Consider the following 24,413-nt stretch of genomic DNA (forward strand, 5'->3'; position numbering starts at 1 on the left):
AGACGGATGTGAGCGAGGGTTTGGGTTTGGTGCCCTATATGTGAGCGAGGGTTTGGGGTTTCCGACGCTCGCTCACATATGGCGGTGCTTTTCGGAACCCTCGCTCACATATGGCGGTGTTTTTCGGAACCCTCGCTCACATCATGTGAGCGAGGGTTGCAGGCGTCATGCTGTCGGAATAACTGGGACGGCCCCCACCGCCCTGCAATAATCGGAACCAGTTGCCTCGCTCGTGTTTCACGCGGGGCGGTATGCACCTTCGGACGAATCACATCGCAGACGAGGCGGACATGACCAACACTCCCATCCAGCAGGCGACCGACCCCACGGCGGAGCCACCCTCCGCGAACACCGCCATTGACCAGGACCTGCTTCACCGGCTCGCGGACGCTCACGGCGTCGGGACGTCTTTCTACGGCTGGGACGGGCTGCAACACAATGTTTCGCCCTCCACACTGATCCAAGTACTCGGTTCCTTGGGAGTCGTCGCTCATTCCAACGAGCAGGTCGAAGCAGCCCTCGTGGACGCAGAAGTGGCGCCGTGGCGGCGGATGCTGCCGCCCGCCGTCGTCGTCCAAGAGGGAACGAATGCACCTGTGCACGTCCACGTCCACGACGGTTCACCGGCGCGCCTGACGATCTCGCTCGAGGATGGAACGGAACTCGCGGCCATTCAACAGGAGGACTGGGCGCCGCCGCGCGACGTGGATGGCGTGCCCACAGGCCGTGCCACCTTTGAGGTGCCAGCCGGCTTGCCGCTTGGTTGGCATTCGCTCACGGCCGAGTCCGACGGCGTGACTGCCACCGCCGCGCTGGCAGTGGTTCCAGCCAAGTTGCAGACGGCAGCGCAGCTCGAGGAACGGCGCGGCTGGGGACTCGCCACGCAGCTGTACTCGGTGCGCTCGAAGCGTTCGTGGGGTATCGGGGATTTCGCGGACTTGGCCGATTTGGCGTCGTTGGCTGGCGCTCGCGGGGCCGACTACGTCCTGGTGAACCCCCTGCATGCCGCGGATCCGGTGCCTCCGGTTCAAGCGTCGCCGTATTCTCCGTCCACCAGGCGATTCTTCAACCCCCTCTACATCCGCGTGGAAGCCATTCCCGAATTGGCATATGTCAAGCCTCGCAAGCGCGCCACGGTGGACCGGCTGTTGGATCACGTCCATCCGCTCAACAAGGACGCGGAACGGCTGGACCGGGACCAGATCTTCGCCGCCAAGCTCGCTGCCCTGGAACTCCTTCACACCGTCAAGCTTTCTCCGGCCCGGCAGCGCGCCTTCGAGGAATTCTGCCGCGAGTCCGGCCCGGGCCTGGACGATTTCGCCCTTTGGTGCGCCATCCGCGAGGACCGTTCGCCGGACGACCCCTTCTGGCAGGACCCCGCGGCCACGCTCGGTTCGCCCAAGGTTGAGTCGATGCGCCAGGCTTTGGCCGATCGGATTGGTTTCCACCGCTGGCTTCAGTGGATCTGCGATGAGCAGCTTGAGTCAGCCCAGGCTGCGGCGAGGCGTTCCGGCATGCGGCTGGGAGTGGTGCACGATCTCGCCGTCGGGGCGGACCTCAGCAGCGCCGATGCCTGGACCCTGCGCAGCAGCTTCGCGCCGGGTGTCAGCGTGGGCGCACCCCCGGACATGTACAACCAGCTTGGCCAGAATTGGAACCAGCCGCCGTGGCACCCGGTCCGTTTGGCCGAGGCGGGCTATGCGCCGTTGCGAGCGATGCTCTCCACTGTCCTTCGCCATGCCGGCGGAATCCGTGTGGACCACATCTTGGGGCTCTTCCGATTGTGGTGGGTGCCTGCTGGCAACTCCGCCCGCGACGGCGCCTATGTCCGCTACGACCACGAGGCCCTCATCGGCATCCTCGCTTTGGAAGCGCACCGCGCGGGCGCGGTGGTCATCGGCGAGGACCTGGGGGTCTTCGAGCCGTGGGTGAGGGACTATCTTGCGGCGCGCGGCATCCTGGGCACGTCGATCCTTTGGTTCGAGTACGACGGCGACTCACCCCTGCCGCCCGAACGGTACCGAACGCAGGCCCTCGCCAGCGTCAACACCCACGACCTCCCCCCGACTGCCGGGTACCTCGCCGGCGATCACGTGGAACTCCGGGGTCAACTGGGCTTGCTTGAACGAAGCGTGGCCGAGGAACGGGACGAGCACGAGGCCGGCCTGGACAAGATGATGGGGTTGCTGCGGGAACGGGGCCTGTTGCCTGCCGACGCCGGCGGCCAGGAGCTTGGCGAGGAGCAGGTCATTGAGGCGCTGCACCGGCTGCTGGCGCAGGCGCCGTCGGTCCTGCTGGGCGTTGCGCTAGTGGATGCCGTGGGGGAACGGAGGGTCCAGAACCAGCCCGGTACGACGTCGGACGTATACCCCAACTGGCAAGTTCCACTCGCCGACGAACGCGGACGCGCCGTCCTCATTGATGACCTTGATGCCAACCCTCGGTTCAACTCCCTGCTGGCAGCGGTGGACGAGGCTGTAAGGGGTTAGGCCTCGGATCGAGGCGTGAGGTCTCGCCTCTGGCCCCCACGACGCTCGCTCACTTTTGGGGCCTTTCCGCGGAACGCTCGCTCACTTGATGTGAGCGAGCGTTCCGGCTTGCGGCCACATATGTGAGCGAGCGTTCCGGCTTGCGGCCACATATGTGAGCGAGCGTTCCGGCTTGCGGCCGTATATGTGAGCGAGCGTCGCCATTTGGCCGGTCAGGAGGCCACAACCAACGCGGTAGGGGAGCCCACGTTCAGCTGGTCGAGGACTTCGCCCGGGATGCCGGTTGCAGGGTCCAGTGCGAACGAGGTGACCTGGTTGGAACGCTCGTGCGCCACGTGGAGCCAACCGTCGCGGACCATGTGGTGGCGGGGCCAGTCTCCTCCGCTGGGCACGTCAGCCACGGGACGGAGCCGGGTTCCGCTGCCTTCGACGGCCAGCACCGAGATCCGGTTGGAGCCGCGGATACCCGTGTAGACGTAGCGATTGTCCGGGGACAGCACGATTTCGGCTGCTGCGTCGCCGTCGGCGGATCCACCGGCCGTTGCAGGACCGCGACGGTGGAGCATAAAGCGGCCGTCCGCGCCGGGGAGGAGCACCGCCACTTCGATGGAGTACTCGGTCACGACGAATACGGCGTCGGCAGAGGGGTGCTGGACCAAGTGCCGAGGGCCGCTGCCCATAGGGAGAGCGACTTGGTGGTCGGGGAGCAGGCCGGTGTCGGGGAAGTAATTCCACACCCGTACGAGGTCGAAGCCGAGGTCGGTGGTCATGATCCGGCCGTCCTCGAGCATGAGGCTTGCATGGGCGCGGCTCACCCTGGGGCCGCCCGTCGCGATGTCGATTCCGCCGTCGACGCCGGCGTGCGGATCCTTCGCCGGCGGCGCGGCAAAGCGCGAGGTGATGCCGCCGTCGTCGTCGAGCCCGTACAGCAGCACGTTGCCGTCACCCCAACAGGCGACCACGATGAAACGGGCGGAAGGGTCGACGGCGACGTGGCAGGCCGCAGCTCCGGCCGGCCAGGCCTCGCCCAGCGGCCCGAGGCCAAACAGCCCGGTCCGCCGGTACGCCCGGACCGTCCGGGCGGCCTCGGCTACCGCGTAGACCACCGGCAGGGTGGGGTGAACGGCAAGGAACGACGGCGACGGTGCTTCAACTGCGGTGCCCAGCAAACTCAGGCTGCCATCTTCACGGGCGGCAACTGCCCCGATGCCCATTCCGTGCCCGTCGCTGTCTGCGGTGTACGCGCCTGCCCAGATGAGCGTCCCGTCGATGTTCTCTGCCATGCCGTCCTCAGTGTTGGTAATGGAGCCTGTGAAACCTGTATCAGTGTCCCTGTACGTCCGAGTCGACACCGGCGTCGGCACCCGCGTCCAAAGTGGCGATTGCGGACAGGTCGTCGTGGTCCAAGGCGAAGTCGAAAACGTCCAGGTTTTCCTTCATGCGCAGCGGATTGGCGGACTTCGGGATGGCCACGAGCCCCTCTTGGACGTGCCAGCGCAGCACGACCTGACCGGGTGTCTTTCCGTGTTTCTTCGCGATGGCCGCCAAGACCGGGGCATTCAGGAGATCGCGACCGGCCCCGAGCGGACTATACGATTCCGTCGCGATCCCGTGGTTGCCGTTGAAGGCACGTTCGTCGATCCGCGTGATGGACGGCGAGATCTGGATTTGGTTGACGGCCGGCACCACCGAGGTTTCCTCGAGAAGCCGCTCGAGGTGCGAGGGCTTGAAGTTGGACACGCCGATTGAGCGTACCTTCCCTTCAGCCTGGAGCCGCTCGAAAGTCTCCCAGGTGGACACGAATTCATTCCGTTGGGGGAGCGGCCAATGGATCAACAGGAGGTCGACGTAGTCCAGTCCGAGGCGCTTGAGGGAGCCCTCGAGCCCGTCGACGGCGCGGTCGCGGCCTTGGTGGGTGCCGTCCAGTTTGGTGGTGATGAACAGTTCCTCGCGCGGGAGGCCGCAGTCCCGCACGCCTTGCCCGACGCCGGCCTCGTTACCGTAGCGGTAGGCCGTGTCGACGTGCCGGTAGCCAAGCTCGACGGCGGACACCACCGCAGTGGCGACCTGGGCGTCGTCGAGCGGCCAGGTTCCGAGGCCGATCTGCGGGATGGCGTTACCGTCATTGAGCCTGACGGTCGGAGCAAGTGCCATGGTCCTGTCCTTTCAGTTGCTAGATCGGCCTCCGTGCCCATTGGACCAGTTGTTCGCTGAGCTTCATGAAGTCCTGGTCTACGTGCTTGATGCCTGGATGTTCATCATGCCACCGGACGATCTCCCGTGCGCCCGCGGCGAACGGAATTTCTGCCCGATACCAGGGCACCAGTGTTTTGATCTTGGTGTTATCGAAGACCACGGAGTGGGACCTGTCCCCGAGAAGCCCGGGGCCAAGCTCCGGGGAGTGCGCGGCAATGGTGTCCGAGGCGATGTGCACCAGTTCGGGTTCCGGGGCCCCTGCCGCCGTGGCGAAGACCCGGTAGACCTGGTCCCACGGGAGCGCTTCGTCCGAGGTGATGGTGTAGCTTTCGCCCACGGCCTGCGGCCGGCCGAGGAGGCCAACGAAAGCCACTGCAAAGTCATCCGCGTGGGTGAGGGTCCACAGCGAGGTACCGTCGCCGTGGACTATCACAGGCAGGCCTTCCCGCATCCGATGGATGTCCGTCCAGCCGCCCAGAAGGGTGATCCGCGTGCGGTCATAGGTGTGCGATGGCCGAACGATGGTGACGGGGAATCCCTCTTCCCGGTAGGCCCGCACGAGAAGGTCTTCGCACGCGATCTTGTCCTGTGAGTACTTCCAGAACGGGTTTCTTAGCGGGGTGGACTCGAGGATCGGCAAGTGTGCTGGTGGCTTCTGGTAGGCCGAAGCCGAACTGATGAACACGTACTGAGCTGTCCGGCCGCGGAACAACTCCACGGCGCTGGACACATGCTCCGGCGTGAAAGAGATGAAGTCCGCAACGACGTCGAACTCGCGACCGTTCAGCACCTCCGCCACCTCGGCGGCGTTGCGGATATCTGCCTGGAGCAGTTCCGTGCCCGGAGGGGCCGGCCTTTCCGAGCTCAGCCCGCGATTGAGCACAGTGAGCCGGTGACCCAGCGCGACGGCGCGCTCCGCCGCCGCCGCGCTGATGGTCCCGGTCCCGCCAATGAACAGCAGGCGCAACGGTGCCGAGGTCACCACGCGTAGTCTTCCGGCGCGGTCCGGTGGCCCGGGAAGATGTCGTCGAGCCGTTTGAGGGCATCGGCGTCGAGTGTGACATCCAAAGCCCTGATGGCAGCGTCCAACTGCTCCTGCGTGCGCGGACCTACGATCGGTGCGGTCACGGCCGGCTGGTGCAGCAACCAGGCCAAGCCCACGTCGCCGGGCTCGTGGCCAAGGTCGTCGGCGAGGTCCTCGTACTGGCGGATCTGCTCTTCGTGCTTCTTCAGGGTTTCGGCCGCGCGGCCCTCAAGGCGACGGACGCCGTCGCGCTCCTTCTTCAGCACCCCACCCAAAAGGCCGCCGTGAAGTGGCGACCATGGGATGAGCCCGAGGCCGTACTGCTGAGCAGCCGGGATGACTTCCAGTTCGACGTTGCGGGTGAGCAGGTTGTAGATGGACTGCTCGCTCACGAGTCCGTTGTAGCTGCGCCGCGCTGCCGCTTCCTGGGCCTGGGCGATGTGCCAGCCTGCGAAGTTGCTGCTTCCGGAATACAGGATCTTGCCTTGCTGGACGGCAACCTCGATGGCCTGCCAGATCTCGTCCCACGGCGTGTTCCGGTCCACGTGGTGGAACTGGTACACGTCGATGTAATCGGTCTGCAGGCGCTTGAGGCTGGCGTCCAGGGCGCGCCGGATGTTGAGGGCGGAGAGCTTGGACTCGTTCGGGCGGTCCGTCATGGTTCCGTAGAGCTTGGTGGCCAGGACGACGCGCTCGCGGCGCTCGCCGCCCTTGGCGAACCAGCGGCCCAGGATTTCCTCGGTCCATCCCCGGTTGTCGTGGCCGCCGTAGACGTTGGCGGTGTCGAAGAAGTTGATGCCGGCGTCCAGTGCCGAATCCATGATGGAGTGCGCTGCGGATTCCTCCGTCTGCGGGCCGAAGTTCATGGTTCCGAGGCACAAGCGGGAGACGCTGAGGCCTGAGCGGCCCAAGTGGGTGTACTGCATGGTTTTGGTTTCCTTACGCTGGTGGTATTTACATTTGGCTGAACGACGCGACGGCGGGGTCGGCGCCGAGGCGGGCACCGGCGTCGAGCGCGCTAATGGCTGCCAGTTCCTCGGGGGTGAGCTGCAACGACGCCGCCGCGAGGTTCTGGCGGATCCGCTCCGGGTGGACGGACTTGGGGATGACTATGTTGCCGGTTCCGAGGTGCCAGGCCAGCACGATCTGCGCCGGGGCGGCACCGTGCGTTTCGGCCAGTTCGGTGACCGTTGCCGACCCCAGGTCCGCTCCCTGCCCCAGCGGGCTATAGGCCTCGACGGCGATCCCGTGCGAGCGGCTCTTCGCCGCAAGTTCTCGCTGCTGGAAGGTCGGGTGCAGTTCGATCTGGTTCACGGCAGGAACGACGTCGGCGAACTCGAGGAGGGTGTCGAGGTGATCCTGCAGGAAGTTGGAGACCCCGATTGCCCGGGCGCCGCCGTCGGCGTGGATCTTTTCCAGGGCCTTCCACGCGTCGACGAACAGGCCCTGGGACGGCACGGGCCAGTGGATCAGGTAGAGATCGATGACGTCGAGGCCGAGTTCGCGGCGGCTGTGGTCGAATGCCGCCCCGGCCCGGCCTTGTTCGCCGTTGCGGAGTTTGGTGGTGATGAAGAGTTCCTCCCGGGCGATGCCGGAAGCTTTGATTGCCGCGCCGACGCCGGATTCGTTCCGGTACGCCGCGGCGGTGTCGATGTGCCGGTAACCGGCTTCAAGGGCGTCCTCCACGGCCTTCTGGGTCTCAGCGGGTGGGACCTGGAAGACGCCGAAGCCGAGCTGGGGGATGGTGACCGAGTTGTTCAGGACGAGCCCGGGAACGGTTGAATTCTGAGCGTTGGACATGTCCGGCCTTTTCGTCGCTGGTGGGTGGATTGCCTGACTGGCTTTTTCGAGCCTATGCACTTTCGGCACAACAATCAGTAGTTTTGACGCCCCCTGTTTTTCCTAGGACTCGCAGTCCTACCTTGGCCATAGAAACAGGCCCCTGGGAAGGGAAGAATAGGGACATGGGTCAAAGCGCCGAGTTCGGAAAGTTCCTCAAAGCCATGCGTTCCCGGATGTCGCCGGAGGATGCAGGGTTGCCGGAAGCGTCCGGCGCGCGCCGTGTTCCCGGGCTCCGCAGGGAAGAGATTGCCCGCTTGGCCGATGTCAGCACGGACTACTACACACGCCTCGAGCAGGGCCGCCATATCCATCCGTCACGGGCAGTTCTTGAATCGGTGTCGCGGGCTCTTCGCTTGGACTCAAGCGAGCACGAGCACATGATGGACCTGCTTGAGCACTGCGCGTCGAGCGCCAAAGCGCCGACTCCCACGCCACGGGTGCGGCCGGCCTTGCGCCAACTCCTGGATGCTGTGGGCGATGTTCCGGCGCTCCTGCTTGGCCGCCGCAGTGACGTGCTCGGAGCCAATCGCATGGCGATCTTGCTGTTTGCCGACTTCCCGGCCATGCCTCCCGCTGAGCGGAACCTCACGCGCTGGCTGATCCTGGACCCCCAGGCACGCGAGCTGTTCCGGGACTGGAAGACGGTTGCCGCCGAGGCCGCCGGTTCCCTGCGTGCTGATACCGGGCGGCACCCCGACGACACCCAAGCCAACCAGCTGGTGGGCGAACTCGCCGTAAACAGCGAACACTTCCGCCAATGGTGGGCCGGGCATCGCGTGGCAGCGCGTTCGGCTGGAACTGTCCGACTGCACCACCCCGCCGTGGGGGACGTGGAGCTGAACTTCGAGAATATGGCCCTGCCGCAGGACCCGGACCAGGTCTTGCGGGTCTACTCCGCGAAGGCGGGTTCGCCGTCGGACGATGCCCTGAAGTTGCTGGGCAGCTTCGGTGCGGGGACGGCGTTTGGTGCGGGGACGGCGACGAGCCCGGAGTTGTCCGAGCGTCATGTAATGGACGAGGGCTGAGGGAGTTTCAGCCAAAAGTGTTCCACGTCACTGTGTTGCTGCATAGTGAATCGGCGTGATTTTGTCTATGTGCCCATTGGGCGGCTTTTGAATCGCGTTTACGCTGAAACCAGACCTTTTCGCATATCAAGGATGGAATTCAACGATGAAACGCATCGCGCTGCTGAGGGAACGGGCAACCACCGCCGGGTCCGCTGGATCCACGGGCTCGCATTGCCCGGCATCCGGTCAGTGGAGCCCTGAAGGCGAACCCCTCGTGGTGCGCACGTTCTTCGAAGGCCACGTCTTCCCGACCCACAACGGCGCGGCAACGGTCTGGCAGCGCCAGTACCTGGTCGCAGAGTCCCGATGAGTCCCGAAACCCTAGGCGTGTGGGGCCCAAGCCACTTCACGACGTCGGCCCAACGGCCCGCTGGAGCGTCGCTGCGCTTGCCGCCGTCGAAGTGGTCCGAGCTCAGCCGCGGCGAAACCGTCTGGATCCACGAGGACAAATGGGGTTTCGACGCCGGCCTTGTGGACGAAGTTTCCTCCGACCACGAATTCCTGTGGATCGAATTTGCCGGCCGTGGCCGGCGACTCCTCTGTGGCGGTGACCCCGTCCAAGTCTGGACCCGCGGGTGAGTCCAGCCTCGCAACTGATGGCCGCCAGCCTTTCCACAGAAAGGCTGACGGCCATCGTCGTTAAGTGGGCTTTGTGGGGCCTAACGCTCGAGGTTTTAACGCTCGAGGCGGAAGCCGAGTTTGATGGTTACCTGCCAGTCGGCGACGGCGCCCTCGTTGAGGTGGCCGCGGATTTCCTTGACCTCGAACCAGTCGAGATTGCGGAGGGTCTGGCTTGCAGCCGCAATGCCGTTCTTGATGGCGGCGTCGACGCCCTCGGATGAGGTTCCAACAATTTCGGAAACGCTATATGTGTGGTCAGCCATTCTTGCTCCTCATGATCGTCCTTGATGCCTGAACTGCGGGCCTGGCAGGCCGTGAAAGCAGACTAGCCGACGCAAGGCCGGGGGACTAGGGGTGGTCCCTGCCGACGCTCGCTCACGTATGGGGTCAAACGGCCGGACGCTCGCTCACGTATGAGGCCAAACGGCCGAACGCTCGCTCACATATGAGGCCAAACGGCCGAACGCTCGCTCACGTATGGGGTCAAACGGCCGGACGCTCGCTCACGTATGGGGTCAAACGGCCGGACGCTCGCTCACATATGAGGCCAAACGGCCGAACGCTCCTGCAGATCGGACAAAGGAAAACCAGTGGGAGCAGCCAGTCCCTCTTGGACTGGCTGCTCCTGCTGCAGTTTGTCCCCAATTGGAACCGGCTCCGGACATCACACGTGAAGGGAGGCTGCTTCTTCGAGGTTCTGGCCTTTGGTCTCAGGAGCCATGAAGTAGCTGACTGCTGCGCCGATGAGTGCGATGCCCGCCGCGATCCACATGGTCCCGGAGAGACCGAGGTGCGTCAGTGCTAGCGGAGTAGCGAAGGTGCCGATGGCGGCTCCGACCCTGCTGGTTCCCGTGCACAGGCCCACGGCAGTCGCCCGCACTTTGGTCGGGAAGAGCTCGTTGGGGTAGATCCATTCGAGAATTGAAGGTCCGCCGTTGAAGATCGCGTAAAAGGCGAAGGCCAGCGCGATCAGGGCGAGCGGTGCGTTCGGGAAGATTGCGAGGAAAAGGAGCCCGACGCCGGAGAGAACAAAGCCCCAAATCAGGACTGGCCGGCGGCCGAGTTTGTCCACGACCAAGAGGGCGACGACGTTGCCGACCAGGAAGAACAGGTTGATCAGTCCGTAGCCGATGTTCGCCTCGTCGCCAGACTGGAGGTTGAACAGGGCGAGGATCTGTGGACCGAAAGCGTAGATCGAGAATAGCGTGACGATGGTGCAAGTCCAGAAAATCGAGATAAAGATAACTCGGTTCAAATAGCCGCCGGTCAGTACGAGCCGGAAGGCTTTTGCGGTGCTGAGCTTGGCGGCGTTCGGATCGTGTGCCGTGATCCCGGCCAGCGTCGCGCCCTCACCGATGGTCTTCTTGAGGATGTCGAGGGCTTCCTCGTGACGGCCCTTGCCGACAAGCCAATGGGGAGATTCAGGGATGGTGGCCCTTGCGATGAGGATCAGCACCGCCGGAACGGCAGAGGACAGCAACATCCATCGCCACCCATCCTCCAAGGACAGAAGCCAGTAACCGATGAACGCGGCTACCGTCGCCCCGACAAACCACATGGCATTGAGGCCACCGAGGAGGCGCGCACGCCAGTTCCTTGGGACAAATTCGGCGACCAGAGCGGTTGCGATGGGATAGTCAGCGCCCACCGCTATGCCGATCATGAGCCGCAGGACGAACAGCTGCCACGGTTCCTGAACGAAAAACTGGGCAATGGAGAACACGATGATGGCAATGAGGTCGATCGTGTACATGAGCTTGCGCCCGATTTTGTCGGTCAGGTTTCCGAAGATCAGGCCGCCGAGGAAGACGCCGATCAGGGCGGAGGCGCCGATGAGACCGTTCCACAAGTCATTCATATGCCAGGCAGGAATGACTTGCACCAAAGCGATGCCGATGATGGCGAGGATATATCCGTCGAGGAACGGACCCCCCGAACTGAAAAGGGTGAGGCGTTTGTGGAATGAATTGAGTGGCGCCGAGTCAAGGGTAACCTCGGCCGTTTTAGTTGGGAGGAGCATGATGGTTCCGATCCGGGAAGGGGATAGCGTCATTGGATACCCCAGCAGATCCGTACGTTTATACGGTCACGCTGTTGTTGCGATGGCATCGATTTCGATGCGCTTCGCGCCCCTGAACCTCGCTACTTGGACGGTAGTGCGGGGAGGCAGGGGGTGGCCGTTTAGCCTTGTGAGGTAGGCGGCATTGTATTGATCAAATTCGTCAAGGTCGGCCAGGAAAACGGTGAGCTTGAGAAGGTGGGACAGACTCGACCCCGCCCGTTGGAGGGCCGCTTCCAAGTTGTCGAAAGCCTGGACAACTTGGCCGGAGATGTCGGAGGGGACGGTTCCGTCGTCGCGGGATGGCACCTGTCCGCACATGAAGATGAGGCCGCCGATTGCTGCGGAGGCGGAGTAAGGCCGGGGATTGCCGTCTATGAACTGGGTTCTCACGATGGTATTCATGCGTCAGGCACGAGGAATTTCCGGGACAACTGGTACATCTTCTGCCATTCTTGTTCACTGACTTTCAGGGGTTTGGCGGGAATGGAACTTATCTTGGGGTCGAGGGGAGAAGCCAGTGGCAGCACGATGATGCTCGTCATCTCTCCTGCCTGATAACCGTCGGGAAGTGAATTGATCACTTCGTGGGGAGGCTCCTGGCTGGTGATGACGCCTTGGCTGGTGAGGGTCCGGTACTCGATTCGGGCGGCGTCCCCCGTTTCGGTGCCTGCCGCGGATATCGATAGGATGATTGTCCTTTGCAACGAAGCTGAGCGCCGGATCAGCAGGTCATCCCAGAGCTGGGGCGGGATGCAAGGACTACTGGTTCGAGCCGCGGAGATTTCGTCCGCGGTGGAGCGAAAGGCACAGTCCATGAGCTGGAGGGCTGTGCGCAGCCCGGGTTGGTGGGTGGCGACGAGCTCAGTCAGGTTTCCGCCATCCCATAAGGCGGGGACCGCCGTCGCGGGCTGGGCCGGTGTTTCCCAGCGTGCCTCAATCAGCGCCTTGAGTTGACCGAGTCCGTTGTGGTTGTCGGATTCCGCGCGGAGAACGGCGAAGGCTCCCTCCTGGGCTTCGGCAGGGTCCGCCCCGGCTGCACAAAGTGCCCGGTAGGCTGCCTCCTTGATTTCGCGCGGCTGGATGGAAATCGTCCGGGCCGCTGGATCGGCTTGCTGTGCCGTCTGGGCGATGGTGTCAGACATGCGCGTGTTCCTTCGTGGTGTCCATGACTTCGGTGAAGAGTCGGCTCCAGTTGCCGCCCATGACAGCGCCTATGGTGTCGTCGGTCAGGCCCGTCGAGGACAAACCCTCCGTGAGGCGGGGGAAATCCAGGGGACCGCTGAACCAGTTCGGCCATAGAGGCCAAGTGGGAGCATCTTCAGGATGAGTTGGCTGCCAACGGCCGTTGCGAAGCCAACCGACAAACTCCTGGTCCCAGCCTCTGGTGCAGTCACTTCCGATGCCAACGCTGGCGGGACCGTACAAGTCGACCATTCGCGAGACCATGCTGCAGAAACTTTCGAGGGTGACCTGCTCCCCGCCGCTGACTGTCGGATACAGGCAGCAGCCGATGACGCCGCCCCGCTCGACGAGGGGCTGGATGACCTCGTGGGGTTTGTTGCGGGGGGTGTCATAGAACCAGAGAGGGTTGGAATGGGTGATCGAGACCGGAACCGATGAGGCCTCGATGGCCTCACGACTGGTCCTGTATCCGACGTGCGAAAGGTCGATGAGCATTCCCACACGATTCATCTCCTCCACCACTACGCGGCCATACCGGGTGAGGCCGGCATCGTCGGATTCAAAGCACCCGCTGCCCAGAAGGTTTTGGTTGTTATAGGTCAGCTGGGCTATCCGGATGCCGAGCCGGTGGAAGAGCTCGACGTTTCGGTAGTCATCTTCGAACGGGCTTGTGTTCTGGAATCCCAGGAACACGGCAATCCTGTTCTGCCGCTTCGCTTTGTCGATGTCCTCTCCGTTTGCTGCAAGGAACACCAGATCCTGATTGCGGTTCGCGAGTTCCAGCCATTGGCCGACCGACCGGAGGGTATCGGCTGCGTTTTCCCAGACGGCGCAGGTGGCGTTGACGGCGCTGACGCCGCCAGTGCGTAGTTCCTCCAGGACAGAGCGATTCCAATTGCTGATCTGGAGTCCGTCCACGACGGTAAGCCGCTCATGAAGACTCATCGTGCCGGCTCCTGTGGTGCGGCAGGGAAGAGCCAATCATCGGCGTCGGTCCCGCGGTTTATGTCTACTGCCCGGGGAGCTCCGCTGAACAGGGTGACGCGTAGCCAGTCGGTGGATTGGGGGCTGAAGTTGTTCATCCCGTACGTTGCCAATTGAAAGCGTTGGGTGCTCAAGGGTAGAAACTCGGCGTCGATAAGGTTGTCCCGCAGTTCTCCGTAGTGGTAAGGCCGGGTTTGCTGAACACGGGCTGCGGCAAAGCGGTGCGCCGGGTTTGCCAGGAGAAACTCCGTGATGCTGTGGTGCGCCGGAAACCTTTCCAGGTCTTCCATGAGGGCGCTGATACGGCGAGCGACGTCAGTGCAATGTTCAACCGTGCCCGGGCGGCGACCAGTGCGTAGTGCCCGACGAGGTTCTTCATTGGCTTCGGAGGAGAACCAGTAGTATCTTGCGCGTTCCGGATCCGCGAAGTCGTAGGAGCGGACCCAGCCGTAGTTTGTGTCGAGCAACTGCTTCAGCTCCCAACAATGCATGGCCGAGTCGAACCAGGTGGTGTCGGGAACCGTGAGGAGGGCCTCCGCGGCGTCGTCAAAGTCAGAGCGCAGTTCAATGACGATGGAGGCGAAGATTCCACGAGCTTCCGGGCTGAGGGCCGTCGCGACGTCGTGGAGGCGATCGAGCACTCGGGCGGGCTCGGACCCCGGGGACATGTGGGTCTGCAACTCTGTCAGGAGTTGTTGTAGTTGGGGCCTGATCGCTTCAGCTGGCAGGAACGGGGAAGTTTCGAGTGCGTGTTTCTCTGCAAGGTAGCGGTCTGCCTGGCTGAGCAGTTCCGCTACGCGTGAGAGGTCAGGATGGTCGTGCCGATAGTCCTGACCGAGACCTACAGCGAGGGGAACCTCCCGCAACCGGCACCACGCGTCCAGATAGCCGGGGTGGTTGACTACGAAAGGGACCATGCCCAGGCCAGTTGCGTTGCCCAGCCCCAGGTACTTGCCCCACTCGGCATTGAGCGAGGCGGCCGTAGTGCCTTGTTGCAAGGCCTTTTCGCGGGCGACGTGTTCCACCATGTCCATGCTGAGCTCGCGCAGCAGCCAGGCGCTGAGCATTTGGGAGCGGTATGGGACGGCCAAGGGATGGTCCGCAGGGAAGTCCGCGAACTCCTTCAGGCCGAATTTTCCGTTGCCGTAGAACGCGGTGCTTCGAATCAAGTAGGGGCTGGGCCCGATGAAATCGACATCCGGCTGGTCGCCGGCGGCCAGGCAGTCGCTGACGTAGTCGAAGAAGCGGGCACTTCGATTCGCCCTGGTAAGGATGATCGTGTCCGGGTCAACGCGGCCGCGTTCCTGGATCGGGACATTGCGCCGCAAGTCCGCTTCCCGTTCCGGGTTGAGATCGCCTTCGATGAGGGCCGCCGTGACGTCCCAGGCATCAGCGATGACGCGGTCCGTGCGTTCGCTTTCATCCAAAGTGCGGGAAAAGGCGATGAAGCTCAACCTCCGGCCTTCGGCATCCACGGTGTAGACCGCTGTACCGCGGCCCTCGGCGTCGAATTCAAAGCGGGTTCTGGCTACGGACCATCTCCGGGCTGCCGCGCGACGGAGGAAGGTGCGGGCGAAACTGTGACGTGTGGCCCAGGCTCCGTTCATGTCGGTGCCGGAGAGAACCTCGTGCGGGGGCCGTAGCTTGGGTACGACTCGGTGGTCCTGGAGTGTCATGATCATGCCTTTTCGGGCGCAAGGCGCAGGTAGGCGGTCTTTTCATGGGTGAAGAAGGCTGCGGCGGCTGCGCTGTTCTGTTCACGGGGCCCGGCGAACGTCGAATCTTTCATCCCGCCGAATGGTGCGTGCAGTTCCGATCCGGTGGAGGGTGCATTGATCTTCACCAGCCCGGCGTCCAGATAGGTGACGCATTTCCGGGCGGCGCGCTCATCGCTTGTGAAGACCGCAGCTGTCAGCCCGAAGTCGGTGCTGTTCGCCAACCCGATAGCATCATCCAGCGTGGAAGCCCGCAGGACCGTCACGACGGGTCCGAATACTTCTTCTTGGCAGATAGTCAACGACGTCGGCCCGGTCAGGACAGTGGGCGGAACATAGCATCCGTCCGAGTCCGGAACCGCGGCCTGGGCAATGATCTGCCCGCCTTCAGAGAGGGCTTGGCTGATCGCGGATGTGATCTCGTCCCGTGCCGAAGGCGAAACGACCGGGCCGATCTGTACCGACGGATCCGTACCAGGGCCCACAGCCAGGGCGGCGACCTTCTCCGTCAGCTTTTTGAGGAATTCCTCATGACCGTCACCGACGAGAATAATCCGGCGGGTTGCTGTGCATTTCTGGCCGGTGGACCCCATGGCCGCGTTGACCGCACTGCTGGCGGCCAGCTCCGGGTCGGCGTCAGGGAGCACGAGTGTCGCATTGTGTCCACCGAGTTCCATTTGAAGTTTCGCGCCGCGACCACAGACGATAGAGCGGATTTGGTGGCCCACGGGAACGGACCCCGTGAATGTCACCCCGGCGATCTTCGGATGGGACACCAGTTCAGAACCGAGCGAACCGGGCCCAAGGAGTAGGTTGGCGACGCCCGCGGGAACTCCTGCATTCGCAAGGATGTCCATCAGGAGGACTGAGACGCCGGGGGTGTTGCTTGCAGACTTCCAAACCACCGTGTTCCCATGCAGCAAGGCTGGAGCGATTTTCCAGGCCGGGATCTGCAAGGGGAAATTCCATGGCGTGATCACGCCGACGATGCCCAAAGGCCTACGGACTGTAACGATGCGCTCGTCAAGGTGACTGGAAGGGTATTCAGTGCCGACGGGGTTTCGAGCAGAGCCGGCGTGGTAGTCAAAGGTGTCAGCGGAGGCGTCGATCTCCATCCGCGATTCTGCCAGTGTCTTTCCGTGCTCTGCCGTCATCGTCCTAGCGATCTCTTCGGCCCGTTCGCGGATCTGCCGCGCCGCGGTTGACAGGATGCGACCCCTGGCCAGAATTCCGAGCCGGTCCCAGGCCGGCGCAGCCGCAGCTGCGGCCTGCATCGCCTTTGCCAACTCCTCGGAACCCGATTGACGGTATGCGGTAACCGCTTCGCTCGGTGCTGCCGGGTTGAAACGGTAGGTGATGGCCCCGGCGCCTTGTACCCAGGCGCCGTTGATGAAGCTACTGGCCGGCTCGGTCATTACGGGCATTCTCTAACCTCTTGCTGTTTGTTGATGTGTGACTGTGCTCACGATCAACGGTAGACCTCGCAGCCCGGCCACTGAAGTATCTATTTGACGAGGATCAATATCTGTTTAGTCTTATTCCATGAACCTTCGACGCCTTGAGCTGTTCGTCGCAGTGGCCGAGGAATTGCATTTCAATCGCGCTGCCGAACGGCTGCATATGGCGCAGCCGCCCCTCAGTCAGCAGATCCGAAAGCTTGAAGAAGAGTGCAAAGTGCAGCTCTTCGTGCGCAACTCGCGCAATGTCCAACTCACCGCTGACGGTGAATTGCTGTTGAAGCACGCCCGGAAAGTCCTGACCCAATACGCGGCAATGGCAGCAGCACTGCGTCAGGCACGAAACGGGGAAATTGGGCGCCTCCGGCTCGGCTTCGTCTCTTCGGCCGCAATTTCGGCGATCCCACCTGTCGTTAGATATCTGCGATCCGAGTGGCCGGGTATCGAGCTTGATCTCAGGGAACTAACCACCGATGAACAAATCGACCTCATCGCCGCGGGAAACCTGGACGCCGGAATCGTGAGGGAAGTCAGGGCTGACCCGAGCATCTCCCAGACCCTTCTGCAGAATGAATCGCTGGTGGTCGCAGTGGCAGCGGACCACTGGCTGTCCGGCCGCGTCTCGGTGAGGTTGGGAGAATTGGCCGGCGAGAAGTTCATCGCATTCCCGAGAAGCCGCATCTCCCGGCTATTTGACCACATAGCCGCGCTGCTCCATGCCGCAGACGTCGACTTCGACATCGCCCAGGAGGCTGTTCAGTTCCCCACAATCCTGGGTCTTGTGGCCGCCCGACTCGGCGTCGCGGTTGTTCCCGAATCCCTCAGGGCATTTGCCATTCCGGGCCTGACCTACCTGGACATCGAGGACTCGAACGCCATCTCGAAGGTTAGTTTGATCTGCAGCTCGGACATGTCGGAGTCGCTACTTGTGAGCAAACTCAGGACCGCTTGCCTCGACGCGCTGATCTGAGTGACTTTTGGATTGAAGCCGCTACCCTCAGTCGACACCCCCCGGTCGACGCGCGCTCACATATGAGACCAAACGGCGGAACGCTCGCTCAGATGATGTGAGCGAGGGTCGGGGGATCGGCCGGTATATGTGAGCGAGCGTTGGGGAAACCGCCGGTATATGTGAGCGAGCGTCGGGGAGCAGGTCGGAGAGCTAGGCCTCCAGGACGTACGTCCGGAGATCGTCGAGGGTCTGTTGCATGTGCGCGTCCATCGCCTCGCGGGCGCGGGGGGAGTCCCCGGCTTCGAGGGCTTTCAGGATGGCCCGGTGATGTCCGATCGCGTGCCGCTGGATATCGGGGATTTGCGAGGTCTGGGTGCGCCGGGTTTCCAGGACGCGCTGCAGGGGTTCGAAGAGCACGGCCACGAAGACGTTGCCGGAGGCGTGCAGTATGACGTCGTGGAACCCGAGGTCCGCCTCGACGAATGCGCTCAGATCGTTGGAATCGTGGGCTTTCTGCATGGCGGACACGTGAACCTGCAGCTGCTCGATTTCTTCGGGGGAGACCCGTGACGCGGCGAGTTCGCAGGCGCCGGTCTCGAGCATGCGGCGCAGCTCGATGAGCTGGACGGCCGCTGCGGCGTCGTTCTTTCCTTCTGATGCCGCGCGCAACACCGCTTCGAGGGAAGCCCAGCGGTTCAGCGGATTGACGAAGGTCCCCCGGCCACGCTCCACGCTGAGGATTCGCTGGGCCTCGAGGGTCTTCATGGCCTCGCGGACAGTCATGCGGCTGACTTCATGCTTGGCGCTCAGCTCGAGTTCGCCGGGAACCACTGTGCCCGGCGGAAATTCTCCCGCCACGATGCGGTCCAGCAGCTCGTCAGCGACGATGCCGACCAGCGACTTGCGTGCCATGGTGCTCCGTTCCTAGATGTCTGACATCTTACGCTGGCGCTTGCCGGCATTCGTTCCAAAACGCGCCAAGCGCCAAGGCGCAAGCATGCGGCTGCTCCCAGTGCACGCTGTGCCCGGCGTGGGGGATTGCCACGAGCCTCCGCAAAGGGCTGGCTGCCACGAAGGCTTCCGCCTGGTCCAGCGAGCGTAAGCGGTCCCCGACGCCGGCAATCACCAGCGTCGGTGCCGCCACCCTTTCGGGGTCATCCGCATCCACTCCGGCCATCGCCGCGAGGCCGCTGGGGCCCAGGACTCCAAAGGGCAGTTCAAAGCCCTGGCTCAGGAGCCGTTCGTCTTCCACAGTCAACGCGCCAAACCAGGCCTTCATGCAGTTGGCGCGCGTCGCTTCGTCAATGAAACCTTGCCGAAGTTGGGATTCGAGCATCGATTTGAAGCCTTCGTTCGGCGGAGCCGGAACCATGCCGATCAGGGCCACGCTCGCCACCAACTCCGGATACGCGGCCGCCAGTGTCAGTGCGACGCTGCCGCCCATTGAGTGCCCTGCAATGTGGACCGGCGATGCGTTCCGGGCCGCGATGGCAGCCACGGAAGCGGCCGCTGATTCCAAGGTCCACTGGAAGCCCGGAGGCAATACGTCCGCGCGGTGATACCCAGGCAAATCGACGATCCAGACGGTTCGCCCGGCGTCGAGCAGCTCGGTGGCGAGTGGCTCCCAATAAGCCGACGTCGAGGCCCAGCCGTGCAGCAACAGGACGGGAGGCTGGGACGGTTGTCCCGGCGTCGTCATGGCGGCAGTCGCTGGAAGGCGGATGTCCACGTGTAGTGCCGCGACGGCGGGAGGCTCTTCAAGCATGCGCCAAGCATAGTGACGACTGACACTTGCACAGCCGAAAGCGGGTGTGTCACACTGGCATTCAAATATTAGATGTCTGACATCTTACATTTACTTTCAAAACCACGATGGAGTGCACAGTGACCCTTGAAGCCGATGTTCTGGCCGTCTTTCCGGCTGAAGTCCAGATCCCCGCTCAGTTGGTTGCCGACGCCGTAGCAGCGTCTTCCGCAGCCTCACCCCGCGTCCTGGTAGTCCTGGACGACGACCCCACGGGTACCCAATCAGTCGCCAACCTGCCGGTACTCACCCGCTGGGAGGTCGCCGATTTCACGTGGGCCTTCGCCCACATCGTGGAAAGCCAGTCCCAGCCCGCGGTCTACGTGCTGACCAACACGCGCAGCCTTGACCCGGTTGAAGCCGCTGGCCGCAACGAGGAAATCGTGCGCAACGCCCTGGCGGCAGCGGGCGAAGACTCTGCCGGCTCCAAGCTGCGCCTGGGGTTCGTCAGCCGCTCCGACTCCACCCTCCGCGGCCACTACCCGCTGGAACCGGACGTCATTGCAGCCACGATCGCTGAGGTGTCAGGCGAGGCCACCGACGGCGTCGTGATGGTTCCTGCCTTCCCCGACGCCGGTCGCGTCACCATTGGCGGCGTGCACTACATGCGCGGTACCGGGCACGACGCCGGCAAGCTCACGCCGGTTGCCGAGACCGAGTTCGCCAAGGATGCGAGCTTCGGATTCGCCAACTCCGAGCTGGCCAAATATGTGGAGGAGAAGTCGCAGGGCCGCTTCCCGGCCAGCGATGTGATCGTCCTCGACCTGAACATCATCCGCGCCGGCGCGGCTGCCGGGAACGGATCCGCCGGGGATCCCGAGCTTTCCGCCAAGGCCATTGCCGACGCGATCGAACCGGCCGCGATGTCCACGCCCATCGTCGTGGACATCGTCACCGAGAATGATTTCCGCGCACTGGCCCTTGGACTGGAAGAAGCCGAACGCCGCGGCAAGAAGCTGCTCTACCGCGTGGGCCCGCCCTTTGTCCGCGGCCGCATCGGCCAGGAAATCCGCGAGGCACTCAGCGGCGAGGAAGCCTACGAAGGCAACACTCCCTCCACAGCCGGTGGCTTGATCGTTGTTGGCTCGCATGTCGGCCTCACCACGCGCCAGCTCAACACCCTGACGGCGCAACACAGCGCCGCCCGCATCATCGAGATCGACGTCGAGAAACTGCTCGTTAGCGGCGCGGAAGCCTACCTCGACGAAACGGTCGCCGCCGTCGTCGACGCGCTCCACAACGGCGACGTCATCGTCCACACGAGCCGACTGCTCATCAAGACGGACGACGCCGCAGCGAGCCTGAAGATTGCCCGCACCGTCTCTGCCGCCGTCGTGGCGATCGTGAACCGGACGCTCAAGACCTTCCCGCCGCGCTTCGTCATCGCGAAGGGCGGCATCACGTCCTCGGACGTGGCGGCACACGGCTTGGAAATCCGCCACGCGATTGTCCGCGGCCCGATGCTGCCCGGCATCGTCTCCCTGTGGGAGCCGGTGGACGGACCCGCGAAGGGCATCCCGTACATCGTCTTCGCCGGCAACGTGGGCGACGACGAATCCCTGGCGCAAGTCACGCGCAAGCTCAGCAACACCTTTTAGCCACCCCAGCATTCAATGGAGAACACCATGACCAGCAATTACACCGTCGCCGTCCTCGGCCTGGGCGCCATGGGTCTGCCGATGGCTACCCGCCTGGCGACCCAGCTCACCGTCCACGGCTTCGACATCGCCGAGCCGCGCCTGAAGCTCGCCGCCGACGCCGGGATCCGCACCTTCGCTTCGGCCCGTGAAGCCTCGGAAGGCGCCGACGCCCTGCTCCTTGCCGTCCGCAACGGCGAACAGCTCGACGACGTCCTCTTCGGCGAGAACGGCGTCGCCCCCGTACTCAAGCCGGGCGCCGTCGTGATCCTCGGGAGCACTGTCGGGACCGAAGCGATTCCGGCCACGGTTGCCCGCCTGGCCGAGTTCGGCGTCGAGCTCGTAGACGCACCCCTTTCCGGCGGCCCCAAGCGTGCCGGCGAAGGCGATCTCCTGATCGTGGTGGGCGCGACGCCGGCCGCCCAGGAAAAGGCCCGACCCGCGCTTGAACTGCTCGCATCCACACTGAGCATCGTGGGCGACAAGCCCGGCGACGGCCAGGCCCTCAAGACCGTCAACCAGCTCTTGTGCGGCGTGCACATCGCCGCTGCCGCTGAGGCCATGGCACTCGCGGACGCGCTCGGATTGGACCAGGCGAAGACCCTCGCAGCCCTGGAAGCAGGTGCCGCCGGCTCGTTCATGCTGTCCAACCGCGGCCCCCGCATCCTCGAGGCCTACACCGAGGATGGCGCCGAGGTCCTCAGCCGTTTGGACATCTTCGTCAAGGACATGGGCATCGTCGGCAAGGCCACGCGCGCCGTCGGCCTGGCCGCTCCGGTCGCCGCCGCTGCCGAACAGCTTTACCTCCTCGGCCAGGCCCAAGGCCTCGCCGCATCCGACGATTCCGCCGTCATCAAAGTCGTCGCGCCCGTCAAGCGCACTGTCTAACAAAGCACCCCAAAGAAACGTGCGACGACGGCGGTCCCCCTTCCGCCGTCGTCGCCCCTCTCGCCGGCCTCGAGTCCAGGCCGGCTCTGTCAAAGGAGACAACCCCGATGAATCCCCTCATCAATTCCTTGGCGGTCCGGGCGGCTGATGCCCCTGCCATCAAGCCGGCCGTAGACCTTGGGACCCCGCTGCTGCTGACCATCGCCGTTGCGGGCGTCGCACTGTTGCTGTTGATGATCATCCGCTTCAAGATCCAGGCTTTCGTGGCATTGCTGGCCGTGAGCATCCTGGTGGCCGTTGCCGCGCAGATCCCTTTGGCGGACGTCTTCACCGTTGTGGCCAACGGCGTGGGCGGAACCATGGGCAAGGTCGCACTGCTGATTGCCCTCGGCGCCGTCTTGGGCCGCATGATCGAGGTGTCCGGCGGCGTGCAGTCGCTGGCCAACCACTTCACCGCGAAACTCGGCGCCAAGCGCGTCGCTCTGGCACTCACTGCCGTCGGCTTCCTCGTTGCCATTCCGGTGTTCTTCGAAGTGGGCGTCATTGTCCTGGTGCCGATCGTCTATGCCTTCGCGAAGATCGCCAAGCTTCACCCCATCAAGTTCGGCCTTCCCATGGCTGGCATCATGCTCTCCATCCACGTCGCGGTTCCTCCCCACCCGGGCATTGTTGCCGGGGCAGGTGTCATGGGTGCCGACATTGGACTTATCGCGATGATTTCGCTGATCATCTGCGTGCCGCTGGGTTTCCTGTCCTACTGGGTTGCCAGCATCATGAACCGCAAGGACTACGAACTGCTTCCCGGCGTCCGTGACCAGATTGAAGAATTCGGCTCCGATTCCCTGGTGCGCGTCGGCCACGACGGTCCGGGTGCCAGCGCAGTCGCCCCGCCGCGTCCGGGCCTGATCATGTTCCTCATCGCCGCCCCGATCGTCCAGATCCTGCTCGGCACAGCCGGCACCCTCCTGATCAACAAGAAGGACTACTGGTACGGCGTCGCTTCTTTCGGGGGCAATCCCTTCTTCGCCCTGCTGGTCGCCGTTGCCCTCGCCTTCTTCCTGCTGGCCGTCCGCCGCGGTTGGTCCCTCAAGGACACCGGCGCGATCTTCGAAGGCGCACTGCCTCCCATCGCATCGATCCTCATGGTTGTGGCAGCCGGCGGCGTGTTCGGCGGCGTCCTGCAGGTCTCCGGCATCGGCGCGGCGCTGTCCCAGACGCTGGACTCCCTGGGCGTGCCGATCATCCTGCTCGGCTTCATCATCTCCCTGGCATTGCGTGCCGCGCAGGGTTCGGCCACGGTTGCCATCGTCACCACCACCGGCCTCCTCTCCGCTGCCGTGGCGCAAGGCGGCTACACGCCGGCGCAGATCGCCGTGATTGTGATCGCGATCGGCTTCGGCGGCCTGGGTCTGTCCCACGTGACCGACGCCGGCTTCTGGGTGGTGGTGCGCTACTACGGCCTCACAGTATCCGACGGGCTCAAGACCTGGACCGTGCTCACGACCATCCTGGGCGTTGCCGGCTTCCTGCTCAGCTATGTCGCCTGGATCCTGGTGGGAGGCCTGGCCCACTGATGCGTGTACGCCTTGACGATCTTGTAGGCTCCGCACTGGAGCGACGGGCAGCGGTCCCGGCCTTCACCTGCTACGACTTCACCACTGCACTCGCCGTGGTGGCTGCAGCCGAGGAGTCCGGCCACGGGGTCATCCTGCTGGTGGCACCGAAAACGGCCGCTGCTCCCGCTGGTCCGCGTTTGATCACGGCACTGCGCGCCCTGGCCGACGACGCCGGTGTGCCGGTCTCGGTGCAGCTGGACCATGCCTCGGACCTGGACGTCATCCGTGATTCGGTGGCGGCCGGTGCCGACGCTGTCCTCGCCGACGGTTCGTCCCTCCCGTTCGAGGAGAACATCGCCCTGGTCCGCGAAGTCCGTGCCGCGCTGGACGCCCAAGGCGCCTCCGACGTCTTCATTGAAGCGGAGCTCGGCGGGCTGGCCGGCGACGAGGACAAGGCCTTCGGTGCTGATGTTCACGCTCATCCGGCGGGTGTCCATCCCGCAGGCCTGACCGACCCCGGGCAGGTGCAGGATTTCGTTTCCCGCACCGGCGCCCAACTCCTGGCGGTGGCCGTGGGAAATGCGCACGGCCGTTACACCGGCGAGCCCAAGCTGCACTGGGACGTGCTGCAGGACATTGCCTCGCGCACGGAGCTTCCCCTCGTGCTCCACGGCGCGTCGGGCATCCCGGCTGCGGACCTGGTCAAAGCCACGTCCATGCGCGTGGGCAAGGTGAACTTCAACACCGAGCTCCGCAGTACCATCCTCGCCACCCTCGAGGCCGAGACCACCGCGCACCGGGCCGACGGCGAGAACCTCCAGGGCCTGCTGGGCCGCTGGAACTCCTCTGCCTCGACGTTCGCCGGAGCAACGCTGGACATGCTCAGCCGCTAGGCGCGGCTCGCGGGGCGGCCTGCAGGCAGCTCCAAGCTTGCAGG

Annotated in this window: 23 protein-coding genes; 9 read left to right on the forward strand and 14 right to left on the reverse strand. The window is 64.0% G+C overall.

Translation table 11 applies throughout. The features are described from left to right. Positions 1-290: 290 nt before the first annotated feature. A complete protein-coding gene (gene malQ / locus NFJ07_RS09900) occupies positions 291-2,489 on the forward strand; it encodes a 4-alpha-glucanotransferase (RefSeq protein WP_269993997.1) in 2,199 nt (732 codons plus the stop codon). Between the two features lie 212 nt (positions 2,490-2,701). Here the strand turns inward: malQ and NFJ07_RS09905 are convergent, their stop codons facing one another. From NFJ07_RS09905 to NFJ07_RS09925, 5 genes are read right to left on the reverse strand one after another with little or no spacing between them, the layout of a single operon-like run. Continuing rightward, the gene (locus NFJ07_RS09905) at positions 2,702-3,772 is read right to left on the reverse strand and encodes a lactonase family protein (RefSeq protein WP_269993999.1); all 1,071 of its coding nucleotides are present in this window, start codon (positions 3,770-3,772) and stop codon (positions 2,702-2,704) included. Between the two features lie 40 nt (positions 3,773-3,812). Next, entirely contained in the window at positions 3,813-4,643 is an 831-nt protein-coding gene (locus tag NFJ07_RS09910) for an aldo/keto reductase (protein WP_269994000.1), read from the reverse strand. Between the two features lie 19 nt (positions 4,644-4,662). Next, positions 4,663-5,667 carry an NAD-dependent epimerase/dehydratase family protein gene (locus tag NFJ07_RS09915; RefSeq protein ID WP_269994001.1) on the reverse strand — a complete coding sequence of 335 codons (1,005 nt, stop codon included), beginning with the start codon at positions 5,665-5,667 and terminating at the stop codon, positions 4,663-4,665. Next, complete coding sequence (locus NFJ07_RS09920; RefSeq protein WP_269994002.1) at positions 5,664-6,635, reverse strand: aldo/keto reductase; 972 nt, start codon at positions 6,633-6,635, stop codon at positions 5,664-5,666. Before NFJ07_RS09920 ends, NFJ07_RS09915 begins: the two co-directional genes overlap by 4 nt. Before the next feature lie 28 nt (positions 6,636-6,663). Beyond that, positions 6,664-7,509 carry an aldo/keto reductase gene (locus NFJ07_RS09925; protein ID WP_269994003.1) on the reverse strand — a complete coding sequence of 282 codons (846 nt, stop codon included), beginning with the start codon at positions 7,507-7,509 and terminating at the stop codon, positions 6,664-6,666. Positions 7,510-7,673: 164 nt separating this feature from the next. Between NFJ07_RS09925 and NFJ07_RS09930 the strand changes: the two genes are divergently transcribed. The 3 genes from NFJ07_RS09930 (at position 7,674) to NFJ07_RS09940 (ending at position 9,197) form a co-directional block, all read left to right on the forward strand. Beyond that, entirely contained in the window at positions 7,674-8,576 is a 903-nt protein-coding gene (locus NFJ07_RS09930) for a helix-turn-helix transcriptional regulator (protein WP_269994004.1), read from the forward strand. Positions 8,577-8,721: 145 nt separating this feature from the next. Continuing rightward, complete coding sequence (locus NFJ07_RS09935; RefSeq protein ID WP_269994005.1) at positions 8,722-8,928, forward strand: hypothetical protein; 207 nt, start codon at positions 8,722-8,724, stop codon at positions 8,926-8,928. Beyond that, the gene (locus NFJ07_RS09940; protein WP_269994006.1) at positions 8,925-9,197 is read left to right on the forward strand and encodes a hypothetical protein; all 273 of its coding nucleotides are present in this window, start codon (positions 8,925-8,927) and stop codon (positions 9,195-9,197) included. The genes NFJ07_RS09935 and NFJ07_RS09940 overlap by 4 nt, the downstream gene beginning before the upstream one ends. Before the next feature lie 95 nt (positions 9,198-9,292). Here the strand turns inward: NFJ07_RS09940 and NFJ07_RS09945 are convergent, their stop codons facing one another. The 7 genes from NFJ07_RS09945 to NFJ07_RS09975 form a co-directional block, all read right to left on the reverse strand. Continuing rightward, positions 9,293-9,502 (reverse strand): dodecin, encoded by a 210-nt coding sequence (locus tag NFJ07_RS09945; RefSeq protein WP_269994007.1) that lies wholly within the window; start codon positions 9,500-9,502, stop codon positions 9,293-9,295. Between the two features lie 401 nt (positions 9,503-9,903). Continuing rightward, positions 9,904-11,292: an MFS transporter gene (locus tag NFJ07_RS09950; RefSeq protein ID WP_269994008.1), complete on the reverse strand. Its 1,389-nt coding sequence runs from the start codon at positions 11,290-11,292 to the stop codon at positions 9,904-9,906. A 33-nt stretch (positions 11,293-11,325) separates the two neighbouring features. Next, a complete protein-coding gene (locus tag NFJ07_RS09955; RefSeq protein WP_269994010.1) occupies positions 11,326-11,691 on the reverse strand; it encodes a RidA family protein in 366 nt (121 codons plus the stop codon). Between the two features lie 8 nt (positions 11,692-11,699). Beyond that, on the reverse strand, positions 11,700-12,443 hold the full coding sequence (locus NFJ07_RS09960) for a hypothetical protein (RefSeq protein WP_269994012.1): 744 nt from the start codon (positions 12,441-12,443) through the stop codon (positions 11,700-11,702). Further along, positions 12,436-13,428, reverse strand: a complete 993-nt coding sequence (locus tag NFJ07_RS09965) for a membrane dipeptidase (protein ID WP_269994013.1) — start codon at positions 13,426-13,428, stop codon at positions 12,436-12,438. The genes NFJ07_RS09960 and NFJ07_RS09965 overlap by 8 nt, the downstream gene beginning before the upstream one ends. Then, entirely contained in the window at positions 13,425-15,143 is a 1,719-nt protein-coding gene (locus tag NFJ07_RS09970) for a hypothetical protein (RefSeq protein WP_269994014.1), read from the reverse strand. Before NFJ07_RS09970 ends, NFJ07_RS09965 begins: the two co-directional genes overlap by 4 nt. A gap of 2 nt (positions 15,144-15,145) precedes the next feature. After that, positions 15,146-16,597, reverse strand: coding sequence for an aldehyde dehydrogenase family protein (locus tag NFJ07_RS09975; RefSeq protein WP_269994015.1), 1,452 nt, complete (start codon positions 16,595-16,597; stop codon positions 15,146-15,148). Between the two features lie 127 nt (positions 16,598-16,724). Here NFJ07_RS09975 and NFJ07_RS09980 point away from each other — a divergent pair, with 127 nt between their 5' ends. Beyond that, on the forward strand, positions 16,725-17,609 hold the full coding sequence (locus tag NFJ07_RS09980; protein ID WP_269994016.1) for a LysR family transcriptional regulator: 885 nt from the start codon (positions 16,725-16,727) through the stop codon (positions 17,607-17,609). 192 nt (positions 17,610-17,801) lie between these two features. Here the strand turns inward: NFJ07_RS09980 and NFJ07_RS09985 are convergent, their stop codons facing one another. Both NFJ07_RS09985 and NFJ07_RS09990 read right to left on the reverse strand, forming a co-directional pair. Further along, complete coding sequence (locus NFJ07_RS09985; protein WP_269994018.1) at positions 17,802-18,503, reverse strand: FadR/GntR family transcriptional regulator; 702 nt, start codon at positions 18,501-18,503, stop codon at positions 17,802-17,804. A gap of 28 nt (positions 18,504-18,531) precedes the next feature. Next, a complete protein-coding gene (locus NFJ07_RS09990) occupies positions 18,532-19,356 on the reverse strand; it encodes an alpha/beta fold hydrolase (RefSeq protein WP_269994020.1) in 825 nt (274 codons plus the stop codon). Positions 19,357-19,475: 119 nt separating this feature from the next. Between NFJ07_RS09990 and NFJ07_RS09995 the strand changes: the two genes are divergently transcribed. The 4 genes from NFJ07_RS09995 (at position 19,476) to NFJ07_RS10010 (ending at position 24,369) form a co-directional block, all read left to right on the forward strand. Further along, on the forward strand, positions 19,476-20,993 hold the full coding sequence (locus NFJ07_RS09995; protein ID WP_269994022.1) for a four-carbon acid sugar kinase family protein: 1,518 nt from the start codon (positions 19,476-19,478) through the stop codon (positions 20,991-20,993). 27 nt (positions 20,994-21,020) lie between these two features. Continuing rightward, the gene (locus NFJ07_RS10000) at positions 21,021-21,920 is read left to right on the forward strand and encodes an NAD(P)-dependent oxidoreductase (RefSeq protein ID WP_269994024.1); all 900 of its coding nucleotides are present in this window, start codon (positions 21,021-21,023) and stop codon (positions 21,918-21,920) included. 107 nt (positions 21,921-22,027) lie between these two features. Next, on the forward strand, positions 22,028-23,494 hold the full coding sequence (locus tag NFJ07_RS10005) for a GntP family transporter (RefSeq protein ID WP_269994025.1): 1,467 nt from the start codon (positions 22,028-22,030) through the stop codon (positions 23,492-23,494). After that, the gene (locus NFJ07_RS10010; RefSeq protein WP_269994026.1) at positions 23,494-24,369 is read left to right on the forward strand and encodes a class II fructose-bisphosphate aldolase; all 876 of its coding nucleotides are present in this window, start codon (positions 23,494-23,496) and stop codon (positions 24,367-24,369) included. The genes NFJ07_RS10005 and NFJ07_RS10010 overlap by 1 nt, the downstream gene beginning before the upstream one ends. Positions 24,370-24,413 lie beyond the last annotated feature (44 nt).

Origin of the sequence: Arthrobacter sp. B2a2-09, from assembly GCF_027587375.1 — a bacterium.
GTDB lineage: Bacteria > Actinomycetota > Actinomycetes > Actinomycetales > Micrococcaceae > Arthrobacter.